This window comes from Streptomyces cacaoi (assembly GCF_006539165.1).
Lineage (GTDB): Bacteria > Actinomycetota > Actinomycetes > Streptomycetales > Streptomycetaceae > Streptomyces > Streptomyces cacaoi.
On sequence record NZ_BJMM01000040.1, the window covers coordinates 52,537 to 64,137 of the forward strand.

The following is an 11,601-nucleotide window of genomic DNA, read 5'->3' on the forward strand; positions in this document are numbered from 1 at the left end:
CGGACTCCCCGCGGCCTCCCACTCCCCCGATGCGGCCCGCGGGTGCGAGAGCAAGAGGAGGTGCGTAGATGTCCGGGACGACCACTGCCGGGTCGCAGCAGGCGGACGCGCCCGTACCCGGCCGGCGTTCCGGGGGCGCGCACGTCAACCGCTGGGTCGTGCTCACGGTGCTGTGCGCGAGTCTGCTCCTGGTGGCGATCGACGCCACGGTGCTGCACGTCGCGGTCCCCGCCGTCACCGAGGATCTGCGGCCCGGGTCGATCCAGCTGCTGTGGATCGTCGACGCCTATCCGCTGATGTGTGCCTCGCTCCTCATCCTCTTCGGCACGCTCGGCGACCGCGTCGGCAGACGACGGGTCCTGCTGTTCGGGTACACGCTGTTCGCCGTCGCCTCCGCGGTCGCCGCGTACGCGCCCTCGGCCGCCGTGCTCATCGGTGCCCGCGCGCTGCTCGGCGTCGGCGGCGCGATGATCATGCCCGCGACGCTCTCGATCCTGCGGCAGGTCTTCCCCGACCGGCGCGAGCGGGCCCTGGCCGTCGGCATCTGGAGCGCCGTCGCCGCCGTGGGCGCCGCGGTCGGCCCGCTGGTGGGCGGGCTGCTGCTGGAGCACTTCTGGTGGGGCGCGGTCTTCCTGATCAACATTCCGCTGATGGCGGCCAGCCTGCCGATCGGCCGCTGGCTGCTGCCGGAGTCGGTCAGCGACGCCGAGGGGCCTTGGGACGTGTTCGGCGCGGTCCTGGCCGCCGCCGGGCTGTGCGGGGCGATCTTCGGCGTCAAGCGGGCGGGCAGCGGGGAGCTGCTCTCGGTCGGCACCTGGCTGCCGCTGCTGGCCGGGATCGTGCTCATCGCCTGGTTCGTCCGCCGCCAGCGCCGCCGCCCGCACCCGCTGGTCGACGTCGGCACCCTCACCCGGGCCGGCTTCGGCACCTCCGTCGGCTGCATCGTGCTGACCGTGCTGGCGCTCGTCGGGCTCGCGCTGATCGCCGCCCAGTACCTCCAGCTCGTGCTGGGGCTCTCCCCGTTGCAGACCGGTATGCGGCTGCTGCCGCTGTCCGTCGCGGCGATCGCGGCCGGGCTGGCCGGCTCCCGGCTGCTGGCGCTGATGGGGCCCCGGGCGATGGTCTCGCTGGGCTTCGTCGTCACCGCGCTGGCCGTGCTGTGTCTGACCGGCGTCGGCGAGGAGGACCGCCCCGGCCTGCTGATCGGCGGCTTCGTCCTGCTCGGCTTCGGCCTGGAGACCACGCTGTTCGGCTGTTACGAGTCGATGCTCAGCGAGGCGCCGCCGGAGCAGTCCGGCGGTGCCGCCGCCGTCGGCGAGACCGCCTACCAGCTCGGTGCCGGCATCGGCATCGCGCTGCTCGGCAGCGTCATGAACGCGGCCTACGGGCCGGGCGTGCGCGGCGCTGCGGGCGACTCCGGGCTGCCCAGTACCGCGGGCGACGACGCCAGCCACTCGCTGGGCGAGGCGTACGAGGTCGCCGCGCAGTACGGCGGGCCCTCCGGCGAGGCCCTGCGGCAGGCGGCGCGCGGCGCGTTCGTCTCCGGGCTGCATGCGACGCTGCTGGTCAGCGCCGGTCTGCTGCTGGTCGGTGCGCTGGCGGCGCTGCGTCTGCCGCGCCGGATGGACGGCCAGCCGCAGGAGCCGGACGGCGCGGAGCGCCCCACCGGTCCGGAGGGGCACGGCGGCTCGGGGCAGCTCTTGTCGCGGGGCGTTACCCAGTCGTAGCGTCAGGCGCACTGCCGTGATCGTTCCACCGCCGGAGGCGCCCCGATGAGCCCGCTGCCCGCGTTCGACGCGTCCGACCCGCTGGGGATCGACGACCTGCTCGGCGACGAGGACCGCGCCGTCCGCGACACCGTCCGCTCCTGGGCCGCCGACCGCGTCCTGCCGCACATCGCCGAGTGGTACGAGAACGGGGAGCTGCCGGGCATCCGCGAGCTGGCCCGGGAGCTGGGCTCCCTCGGCGCGCTGGGCATGCCGCTGACCGGCTACGGCTGCGCCGGTGCGAGCGCCGTGCAGTACGGGCTCGCCTGTCTGGAGCTGGAGGCCGCCGACTCCGGCATCCGCTCGCTGGTCTCCGTGCAGGGCTCCCTCGCGATGTACGCGATCCACCGGTTCGGCAGCGAGGAGCAGCGGCAGCGGTGGCTGCCGGCGATGGCCGCCGGCGAGGTCATCGGCTGCTTCGGGCTGACCGAGCCGGACCACGGCTCCGATCCGGCCGGGATGCGCACCCGGGCCCGCCGCGACGGCGGCGACTGGGTGCTGACCGGCCGCAAGATGTGGATCACCAACGGCTCGGTGGCCGGCGTCGCGGTGGTCTGGGCCCGCACCGACGAGGGCGTCCGCGGCTTCGTCGTCCCCACCGACGCGCCCGGCTTCTCGGCGCCGGAGATCAAGCACAAGTGGTCGCTGCGTGCCTCGGTCACCAGCGAGCTGGTGCTGGACGAGGTGCGGCTGCCCGCCGACGCGGTACTGCCGGAGGTGTCCGGGCTGCGCGGCCCGCTCAGCTGCCTCAACCACGCCCGGTACGGGATCGTGTGGGGCGCGATGGGCGCGGCGCGTTCCTGCTTCGAGTCGGCGCTCGGCTACGCGAAGGAACGCGAGCAGTTCGGCCGTCCCGTCGCCGGCTTCCAGCTGACCCAGGCGAAGCTCGCCGACATGGCGGTCGAGCTGCACAAGGGGATCCTGCTGGCGCACCATCTGGGGCGGCGGATGGACGCCGGTCGGCTGCGTCCCGAGCAGGTGAGCTTCGGCAAGCTGAACAACGTGCGGGAGGCGATGGAGATCTGCCGCACGGCGCGCACCGTGCTGGGCGCGAACGGGATCTCCCTGGAGTATCCCGTGATGCGGCACGCCACGAATCTGGAGTCGGTGCTCACCTACGAGGGCACCGTCGAGATGCACCAGCTGGTGCTGGGGAAGGCCCTGACCGGCCTGGACGCCTTCCGCGGCTGAACGTGGACCGGGCGGCGGGCCGTGGCCGTCGCCGCGGAGGGGTGTGGGGAGGTTCCGGACCTGCCCCACACCCCTCCGTCAGCTCTGGTTGAAGAAGCCGCCGGGCTCCCGGCGCTCCTCGTTGCTCACGATCTTGTAGTCGGGAGGCGTGAGCAGGAACACCCGGTTCGCCACCCGCTCGATGGAGCCGCGCAGCCCGAAGGTGAGCCCCGCGGCGAAGTCGACGACGCGCTTGGCGTCGGCGGACTCCATGGCGGTCAGATTGACGATGACCGGGACGCCGTCCCGGAACAGCTCGCCGATGCCGCGGGCGTCCCGGAAGCAGTCCGGGGTGACCGTCGCGATCTTGGTGCCTTGGTCCTGGGCCGTCTCGGCCGTGACCCGCACCCGGGGGTCGGTGACCCACGGGTCGCGCGCGGCGTCTGCGGGTTCCTGCCCTCCGGGCCCGTCATCCGGCCCGTCGGCATAGTCGTAGTAACGCATCTCGCTGTCGTCGACGAGGCCCAGCCAGGCACTCGCCTTGCGCACCGATCCCATGGACGCCTCCTCTCCTCTGCGCGGGTTCCCACACGTTCTTCCGTTCAGCGCTCCGCGTCGGGTCCGCAAACCCTATGGTCGTCCATGATGCTGATGATGCGCCAAGCGGATACCCGTCGCGCAGGGGATTCGTGACGGGACTGGTGCAGAACATGTGGCGCACGATCAGGGAGCTTGCCCTGCCTGGGCGGTGACGGTGTGACGGATGAGCCGTATTGCCCCGTTCCGTCCGGACGGGTGGCCGCCGACGACATCCGAGTGAGTGAGCGCCCTCGGCCCCTTTCCCGTCCGTCGGGGGCATCCGGCCCGCTCGTAGGTTGACCGGTATGACGGATACGACAGCGGGCCCGGCGGGCGCGGCGTACGACAGGGGCGAGTGGGAGAGCTGGTGCCGGCGGCGGGAGCGCACCGTCCAAGCTCCCTACGGGCCGCTCTCGGTGACGGGCACTCACTGGCTCGCCGAGGCGGGCACGGGCGGACGTGTCGAGGGGCTGCCCGGCAGTTGGTCGCTGACCCCGGGCACGGACGAGGTGCTGCTGGCGGCGTCGGCGGAGGAGGGCGTCACCGTCGACGGTGCGGTGCTCGACGGCAGGACGGCGCTGGGGGAGGACGACGAGGGTTATCCGGGCGCCTCGCGTGCGGCGCACGGGCAGCGCCGGCTGGTGCTGTTGCGGCGGGACGGCCAGTGGGCGGTGCGGGTCTTCGATCCGGCCGCGCCGGCCCGGGAGGGCTTCACCGGGATCGACGTCTTCCCGTACGACCAGGAGTGGGTGCGCGCGGGGCTGTTCCGTCCCTACGGCGAGGGGGAGCGCAGCGTGCTGGTCGGCAACGCGGACGGACGGGAGCGCGGGCTGGGGCTCTCCGGGGAGTTGGCGTTCACGGCGCCGGGGCACGAGGAGCAGGAGGCGGCGCTCCAGGTGGCGGTGGAGCACGACGGCGGGCTGTGGGCGGTGCTCGCGGACCGGACGAGCGGGGTCGAGGGCAGCGAGGGCAGTTACCGCTTCCGCTTTCTGAAGACCCGGGCCCCGGATGCGGCGGGGGCCGTCACGGTGGACTTCAACCGGCTGGTGCTGCCGCCGTGTGCGTTCACCGACCACTTCCTGTGTCCTTTCCCGCCGCCGGGGAACCGGTTGCCGTTCGGGGTCCCGGCCGGGGAGCGGGCCGTCCGGTCCGACGGGTGAGGGCCGCGGGGGCGGGGCGGGGGTGGTGAGCGGGGGTCAGGGCGAGCCGGGCCGGGGAGCGGTGCGGTACGGGGTTACCGTGAGCCGCGTTCGCCCCGTGATGCCCGGTATCTCCTGGTTCAGGGGTGGTTGACGCAGCTCCCCGGAAGCCCGTCGGACGGCCGTGCGGTTCCGCGCGGCAGGAGGTTCCCCATGGTCATCGAAGTGATTGCCGCAGTGCTCGCGTTCGCCGTCCTGTACGCCCTCGCGAGCGCGCGGATCGTGCGGCAGTACGAGCGGGGGCTCGTCTTCCGGCTGGGGCGGCTGCGGGAGGGGGTGCGGACCCCTGGCTTCACGATGATCGTGCCCGGTGTCGACCGGCTCCAGAAGGTCAATATGCAGATCGTCACCGCGCCCGTGCCGGCGCAGGAGGGCATTACCCGGGACAACGTGACGGTGCGCGTCGACGCGGTCGTCTACTTCCGGGTCGTCGATCCGGCGCAGGCCATCGTGCACGTCGAGGACTACCGGTTCGCGGTGAGTCAGATGGCGCAGACCTCGCTGCGCTCGATCATCGGCAAGAGCGAGCTGGACGATCTGCTCTCCAACCGCGAGAAGCTCAACCAGGGCCTGGAGTTGATGATCGACAGTCCGGCCGTCGACTGGGGTGTGACCGTGGACCGGGTCGAGATCAAGGACGTGTCGCTGCCGGAGACCATGAAGCGGTCGATGGCCCGGCAGGCCGAGGCGCAGCGCGACCGCAGGGCCCGGGTCATCAACGCGGACGCGGAGCTGCGGGCGTCGGAGAAGCTCGCCGAGGCCGCGGAGCGGATGGGGCAGTCGCCCGCCGCCTTGCAGCTGCGGCTGCTCCAGACGGTCGCCTCGGTCGCCACGGAGAAGAACTCGACGCTCGTGCTGCCCTTCCCCGTCGAGCTGCTGAGGTTTCTGGAGGGGCACCCGCCGCGCGAGGAGGGCGCCGGGCCGGCCCCGGGTGCGCGGCGGGTGCGGCCGGAGGGCGAGGCGGAGAGGGAGGAGGGGCCGGAAGGGGAGTCGGAGGGCGAGCTGCCGGAATCCCGGCTCGCGGAGGCCGAGTTGCCCGGGGAGGAGGGGCTGGAGGCGTCCATCGCCGGGGCGGAGGCGCCGGAGGCCGGGTCGCCGGAGGCCGGGTCGCCGGAGGGCGGGGTGCCGGGCGCCGGGGTGCCGGGGGCGGTGGCTCCCGGTGAGGTGGAGGCGGAGCTTCCGGAGGAACTGCGCGGGGAGTTGAGGGAGCCGGGGGAGAGCGGGGAGGAGTGGGTTCCGGAGGAGGAGGAAGAAAGGGGCGGGGGTCCGGGAGCCGGTGGGAGCGGTGGACGGCCGAGGGGCGGCCCGGGGCCGGAATCCGGTCGCTGAGGGGCGATAATCGGACAGGTGTAGTCCTCACGGCCGGGGCACGGTGCGTCGCCCCGAGTGTCCACATGGCGGGACGACGTGCGACGGGCGGGACCGGGGTGACGACGGACGGGGTGACCGAACTTCCGGTCGGCTGACGTGAACTGGGTCTTGTGTCCCCGCGGGCGGGCTCGACATACTCGCCGCGTCGAGTTGGCATGGACGCGACTTCCTACGGGGTAGGAGGTCCGTGTCCGTCCTTCCTCCTGGACCGTCCGCTCCTGGGCGGCCCAACCCCCCACTGGAGGTTCGAAGTTGTCACAGCACCGTCGGATAACCAAGCGGCGCGCGGCCATCGCGGGAGCTGCGGTCGCAGCCCTCGCCGCCGGGACCCTCACCGTCACGACCGCCAACGCCGCACAGGAATCCCCCACGGTCAAGACGCTCTCGCAGCAGTCGGCCGGCAAGCTCGCCTCGAAGCTCACCTCGGACATCAAGGGTGACGCCGGCGCCTTCTACGACGCCAAGGCGAAGAAGCTGGTCGTCAACGTCACCAACAGCGACGCCAAGGCGCAGGTCGAGGCGGCGGGCGCGCAGGCCAGAGTCGTCGAGCACACGCTGGCCCAGCTCAACTCCGTCAAGGACGCGCTGACCGAGAAGGACGTCGTGGGTACGTCCCGCGCGGTCGACGTCAAGACCAACAAGGTCGTCGTCACGGCCGACCAGACGGTCAAGGGCGCGAAGCTCGCGCAGCTCAAGAAGCAGGTCGCGCAGCAGGACGGCAAGGCCGAACTGAAGCGCACCAACGGCAAGTTCACCACCAAGATCGCCGGTGGCGACGCCATCTGGGGCGACAGCTCGCGCTGCTCCCTCGGCTTCAACGTCACCAAGGACGGCAAGCCGGGCTTCCTGACGGCCGGTCACTGCACCACCGCCGTCTCCTCGTGGTCCGACAGCCAGGGCGGCCAGCCGATCGCCGAGAGCGGCGACGGCAAGTTCCCGGGCAACGACTACGGCATCGCGATGTACACCGGCGAGGTCGACCACCCGAGCGAGGTCAACCTCTACGACGGTGGCACCCAGGCCATCTCCGGTGCCGCCGACGCCGAGGTCGGCCAGAAGGTGACCCGCAGCGGCAGCACGACCCAGGTGCACGACGGCACCGTCAAGGCCGTCGACGCCTCGGTCAGCTACCCCGAGGGCACCGTCGACGGGCTGATCCAGACCGACGTGTGCGCCGAGCCGGGCGACAGCGGCGGCTCCCTCTTCGCCGGCGACAAGGCGCTGGGCCTGACCTCCGGCGGCAGCGGTGACTGCTCCTCCGGTGGCGAGACCTACTTCCAGCCGGTGCCCGCCGCGCTGGACGCGCTGGGCGCCGAGATCGGCTGACACAGGGCATACCGGCCGAACCCGGCCGGGCCCGGCCGGTGACGTCCTGCCGATGTGCTGACGTGCAGCCGGGCTCCGGCCGGAGCGGCCGGACGGGACGGCAGTGGGCCCGCCCCCGCGGCGGGCCCCCTCACCCCCCACAGCGGAACCCCCGGACGCGGCGTGCGTCCGGGGGTTCCGTGGTGTGCGCGCGTGGCCGCGCGGCGGTCACTTCTCCGCCGCGACCAGCTCCGCGATCTGCACCGCGTTCAGCGCGGCGCCCTTGCGCAGGTTGTCGTTGGCGAGGAAGAGCGAGAGCCCGTTGTCCACCGTCTCGTCGGCGCGGATCCGGCCGACGTAGCTGGCGTCCCGGCCGGCGGCCTGGAGCGGGGTGGGGATGTCGGACAGCTCCACGCCCGGGGCGCCGGCCAGCAGCTCGGCGGCCCGCCGCGGCGGGAGGGGGCGCGCGAAGCGGGCGTTGACCTGGAGCGAGTGGCCCGTGAAGACGGGCACGCGGACGCAGGTGCCCGACACCTTCAGGCCCGGGATGTCGAGGATCTTGCGGCTCTCGTTGCGGAGCTTGTGCTCCTCGTCCGTCTCGTCCAGCCCGTCGTCGACGACGGAACCGGCCATCGGCAGCACATTGAAGGCGATCGGGCGCGCGTACTTGTCCGGCTCGGGGAAGTCCACCGCCTCGCCGTCGAAGGTCAGCCGCGCCGCGTCGCCCTCGACGGCCTTGCGCACCTGGCCGTCCAGCTCGGCGACGCCCGCCAGACCGCTGCCCGAGACCGCCTGGTAGGTCGAGACGACCAGCGCCGTCAGCTCCGCCTCCGCGTGCAGCGGGCGCAGCACCGGCATGGCCGCCATGGTGGTGCAGTTGGGGTTGGCGATGATGCCCTTGGGGCGGTTGCGGGCCGCCTCGGGGTTCACCTCGGAGACGACCAGCGGGACGTCGGGGTCCATGCGCCAGGCCGAGGAGTTGTCGATGACGACCGGGCCCTGGGCGGCGACCTTCTCCGCGAGGGCCTTCGAGGTCGAGCCGCCCGCCGAGAACAGGACGATGTCCAGCCCCGAGTAGTCGGCGCTCGTCGCGTCCTCGACCGTCACCTCGCCGCCCTGCCACGGGAGGGTGCGCCCGGCCGAGCGCGCGGAGGCGAACAGCCGCAGCTCGTCGACCGGGAATTTCCGCTCGGCCAGAATGTCGCGCATGACGCCGCCGACCTGACCCGTGGCTCCGACGATCCCGATCCTCATGGGGCTCCTTCTGCTGATCGTGCCGGGCCGTGCCCGGCACTGGTCTGTGCTTGTCCCGGCAGGCCCCTACCCTGCGGGACCGGTGGTACGGGGGCCAGTCCTTTGATTTCGGTCACAGGCCCGGCCCGCCCGCGGGGTCACCCCCGCTGCTGTGCCCGGGGGACCCGCAGGCCCGCTGTCAGCCCCCGCAGACAGCGTACGGCCACCGCGGCCGGGCCCCGCTCGGCGTCGTCGGGCTCGGCGTCGGTCGCGGCCCAGGTCTCCATCGCGACCCGCATGGCCGCGTTGGCGGCCGTCGCCGTCAGCCGCAGCTCCAGCGGGTCGGTGTCCGGTTCGGCCAGCTCGGCCAGCACCGGGACCAGGGACTCCTCCGCCTCCGCGTGCACCCGCAGCCACACCGAGCGCAGCGCCGGATCTTCGGGGACGGCCCGCAGCAGGCCCCGGGTGCGCGACAGGGCCTCGGTGCGCTCCTTCTCGTGCTCCCCCTGGGGCGTGAGCGCCGCGCGGACGGCGCGCTCCAGTGCCTCCGGCACGGACAGCCCGGCGGGCGCCGCGGCCAGATCGGTGAGCCAGTGGTGCACCCCGCCGGCCAGCAGCGGGACGACGGCCTCCTCCTTGGTGCGGAAGTAGCGGTAGAAGGTGCGCAGCGAGACGCCCGCCTCCTGCGCGATCCCCTCCGCCGTGACCTGCCCGGCGCCGTGCTCCGAGAACAGCTCGGCGGCGCGGCGGGCGATCTCCCACTGGGTCTCGGCCTTGCGGCGCTCGGTCAGGGACGGACGGGGCGTGGGTGCGGCGGCCATGCGGGCAGAGTACGTCAGCCGGATCACAGAAGGCACAAGAAGTCGTAATGGCACGGTGTGCCATGTAGGCGTACTCTTGAAATCGAAGCAGATCGATTCCCCGCGGTTCCCGCGGCCCGTCCGCCGTCCCCGGCGCGAGGGCCGACAGCGGACGGCCAGGTCGGACGGCGGTACGCGAGACCACGCGGGACAAGGAGAAGAGGGCCTCATGAACCGCTTCGACGGACGCAGGATTCTTGTCACCGGCGCCGGCTCCGGCATCGGCCGCGCCACCGTGCTGCGCCTCCTGGAGGAGGGCGGCCGGGTCGCCGCCGCCGACGTCAACGAGGAGGGCCTGGCGGCCACCCGCGAGCTGGCGGGGAAGACGGCCGAGCGGCTGAGCACGGTCACCGTCGACATCTCGGACGAGGAGTCCGTGCGCACGGACGCCGGCGGTGCGATCGAGGAGCTGGGCGGGCTGGACGTCCTGGTCAACGCCGCGGGAATACTCGACTCCCGGCACACCGAGACCATGACCCTGGAGTTCTGGAACCGGATCATCGGCGTCAACCTCACCGGAACCTTCCTGGTCACCCGGCAGGCGCTGCCCGCGCTGCTGGCGGGCGGCTCCGGTGTGGTGGTCAACTTCAGCTCCACCTCGGCGAGTTTCGCGCACCCGTACATGGCCGCCTACGCGGCGACCAAGGGCGGCATCCAGTCGTTCACGCACGCCATCGCCTCGGAGTACAGCAAGCAGGGGCTGCGTGCGGTCTGCGTCGCGCCCGGCTCCATCTCCTCCGGCATGACGCACAACCCCGGACTGCCCGAGGACACCGACTACAGCCTGCTGGCCAAGCTCTCCCCGATGCTGGGCGAGGGCTTCGCGGGGCCGGAGACCGTCGCGGGCGCCATCGCGATGCTCGCCTCCGACGACGGCGCCTTCATCACCGGCACCGAGCTGCGGATCGACGGCGGCACCCACATGTGAGCCCGGCGGCCGCTCGCTCCGGGGCTCCTGCGCGGGGCGGGGCCCCGTGGAGTCCGGGCGGGCCGGGACGGTACGTTGCCGTGCATGAGCGACGCGTACACGGTCCGCACCGCACGGCCCGAGGACTACGACTCCGTCATCGCCGTCGTCGACGACTGGTGGGGGCGTACGGCGTCCCGCGATCTCACCCGGGTCTTCGTCGACCACTTCTTCGCCACCAGCCTGATCGCCGAGCGGCCCGACGGGTCGCTCGGCGGTTTTCTGATCGGCTTCCTGTCCCCCTCGCAGCCCGAGTACGCCTATGTCCACTTCGCGGGTGTCGCGCCCGGGCTGCGCCGGACGGGGCTGGGCCGGGAGCTGTACGAACGGTTCTTCGCGCGGGCCCGCGAGGACGGGCGCACGGTGGTGAAGGCCATCACCTCGCCGGTCAACTCCCGCTCCATCGCCTTCCACACGGCCCTGGGGTTCGCGGCCTCGGAGCCCGTGCCCGACTACGACGGGCCCTCGCTCGACCGTGTCGTCTTCCGCCGGGAGCTGTGACCTTCGCCGTACGAGTTCCGGGCGTCAGCGCCCCCGCCGGTTCCGCGGCGGGGGCGCTCGTCGTGTGCGGCGGTACCGGGCCGCTGGCGGAAAAGTGTCGGTTCTCCGGGCTGTGGAGGCGGGGGAGGGGTGCCGACCTGCAAGGGTCCGGTCGGCCGGTGTTTTCGAATAAAAGTTCGATGGCTGGTTTATGGTGGTGCCCGGAGAACCGAGGGGTGGCTGAGGCGATGGGAGGTGTACGCACATGCCGGATGCGGCGCACTTCGTACACCTTCGTACCGCCTCGGGCTTCTCGATGCGGTACGGGGCCTCCCACCCCGAGACGCTCGCCGAGCGGGCCGCCGAGCGCGGCATGGCGGCCCTCGCGCTGACCGACCGGGACACCCTCGCCGGGGCCGTCCGGTTCGCGAAGTCCTGTGCGCGCTTCGGGGTGCGCCCGGTGTTCGGCGTCGATCTGGCCGTCGAGCCGCCCGCCGGCCGGGACGCGCCGGAGGGGGGAAAGCGGCGGCGCACCCCGGTACGGGGCGGTGCCTTCGTCGACGAGCCGGCCCACCGCGCCGTCTTCCTCGCCGCCGACGGCGCCCGCGGCTGGGCCGCGCTGTGCCGGATGGTGACCGCGGCGCACGCGGCGGCGGACGGCGGGCCGCCGG

At 73.0% G+C, this 11,601-nt stretch carries 11 protein-coding genes; 8 read left to right on the forward strand and 3 right to left on the reverse strand.

What is annotated here, in order from left to right; genetic code table 11:
• Positions 1 to 68: 68 nt before the first annotated feature.
• Together SCA03_RS27420 and SCA03_RS27425 are read left to right on the forward strand one after the other, a co-directional pair.
• Positions 69 to 1,727: an MFS transporter gene (locus SCA03_RS27420; protein WP_030893475.1), complete on the forward strand. Its 1,659-nt coding sequence runs from the start codon at positions 69 to 71 to the stop codon at positions 1,725 to 1,727.
• A 45-nt stretch (positions 1,728 to 1,772) separates the two neighbouring features.
• Positions 1,773 to 2,957, forward strand: coding sequence for an acyl-CoA dehydrogenase family protein (locus tag SCA03_RS27425; RefSeq protein WP_030876614.1), 1,185 nt, complete (start codon positions 1,773 to 1,775; stop codon positions 2,955 to 2,957).
• 78 nt (positions 2,958 to 3,035) lie between these two features.
• Here the strand turns inward: SCA03_RS27425 and SCA03_RS27430 are convergent, their stop codons facing one another.
• Positions 3,036 to 3,494, reverse strand: coding sequence for a cell division protein SepF (locus SCA03_RS27430; RefSeq protein WP_030876617.1), 459 nt, complete (start codon positions 3,492 to 3,494; stop codon positions 3,036 to 3,038).
• A gap of 326 nt (positions 3,495 to 3,820) precedes the next feature.
• Here SCA03_RS27430 and SCA03_RS27435 point away from each other — a divergent pair, with 326 nt between their 5' ends.
• The 3 genes from SCA03_RS27435 to SCA03_RS27445 all read left to right on the forward strand — a co-directional run bounded on the left by SCA03_RS27435 (position 3,821) and on the right by SCA03_RS27445 (position 7,411).
• Positions 3,821 to 4,675, forward strand: coding sequence for a DUF1684 domain-containing protein (locus tag SCA03_RS27435; RefSeq protein WP_086817791.1), 855 nt, complete (start codon positions 3,821 to 3,823; stop codon positions 4,673 to 4,675).
• Positions 4,676 to 4,867: 192 nt separating this feature from the next.
• Positions 4,868 to 6,043 (forward strand): slipin family protein, encoded by a 1,176-nt coding sequence (locus tag SCA03_RS27440; RefSeq protein ID WP_141275718.1) that lies wholly within the window; start codon positions 4,868 to 4,870, stop codon positions 6,041 to 6,043.
• A 294-nt stretch (positions 6,044 to 6,337) separates the two neighbouring features.
• Positions 6,338 to 7,411, forward strand: coding sequence for a S1 family peptidase (locus SCA03_RS27445; RefSeq protein WP_051846802.1), 1,074 nt, complete (start codon positions 6,338 to 6,340; stop codon positions 7,409 to 7,411).
• 207 nt (positions 7,412 to 7,618) lie between these two features.
• Here the strand turns inward: SCA03_RS27445 and SCA03_RS27450 are convergent, their stop codons facing one another.
• Entirely contained in the window at positions 7,619 to 8,644 is a 1,026-nt protein-coding gene (locus SCA03_RS27450) for an aspartate-semialdehyde dehydrogenase (RefSeq protein ID WP_086816605.1), read from the reverse strand.
• A gap of 137 nt (positions 8,645 to 8,781) precedes the next feature.
• Positions 8,782 to 9,444: a TetR family transcriptional regulator gene (locus tag SCA03_RS27455; protein WP_030876623.1), complete on the reverse strand. Its 663-nt coding sequence runs from the start codon at positions 9,442 to 9,444 to the stop codon at positions 8,782 to 8,784.
• Between the two features lie 208 nt (positions 9,445 to 9,652).
• On the opposite strand from SCA03_RS27455, the gene SCA03_RS27460 reads away from it, so the two are divergent.
• The 3 genes from SCA03_RS27460 to SCA03_RS27470 form a co-directional block, all read left to right on the forward strand.
• On the forward strand, positions 9,653 to 10,411 hold the full coding sequence (locus SCA03_RS27460) for an SDR family NAD(P)-dependent oxidoreductase (RefSeq protein ID WP_030876625.1): 759 nt from the start codon (positions 9,653 to 9,655) through the stop codon (positions 10,409 to 10,411).
• 84 nt (positions 10,412 to 10,495) lie between these two features.
• Positions 10,496 to 10,951 carry a GNAT family N-acetyltransferase gene (locus SCA03_RS27465; RefSeq protein WP_030876626.1) on the forward strand — a complete coding sequence of 152 codons (456 nt, stop codon included), beginning with the start codon at positions 10,496 to 10,498 and terminating at the stop codon, positions 10,949 to 10,951.
• Positions 10,952 to 11,195: 244 nt separating this feature from the next.
• The coding region (locus SCA03_RS27470; protein WP_141275719.1) for a PHP domain-containing protein at positions 11,196 to 11,601 on the forward strand (406 nt) is incomplete at its 3' end.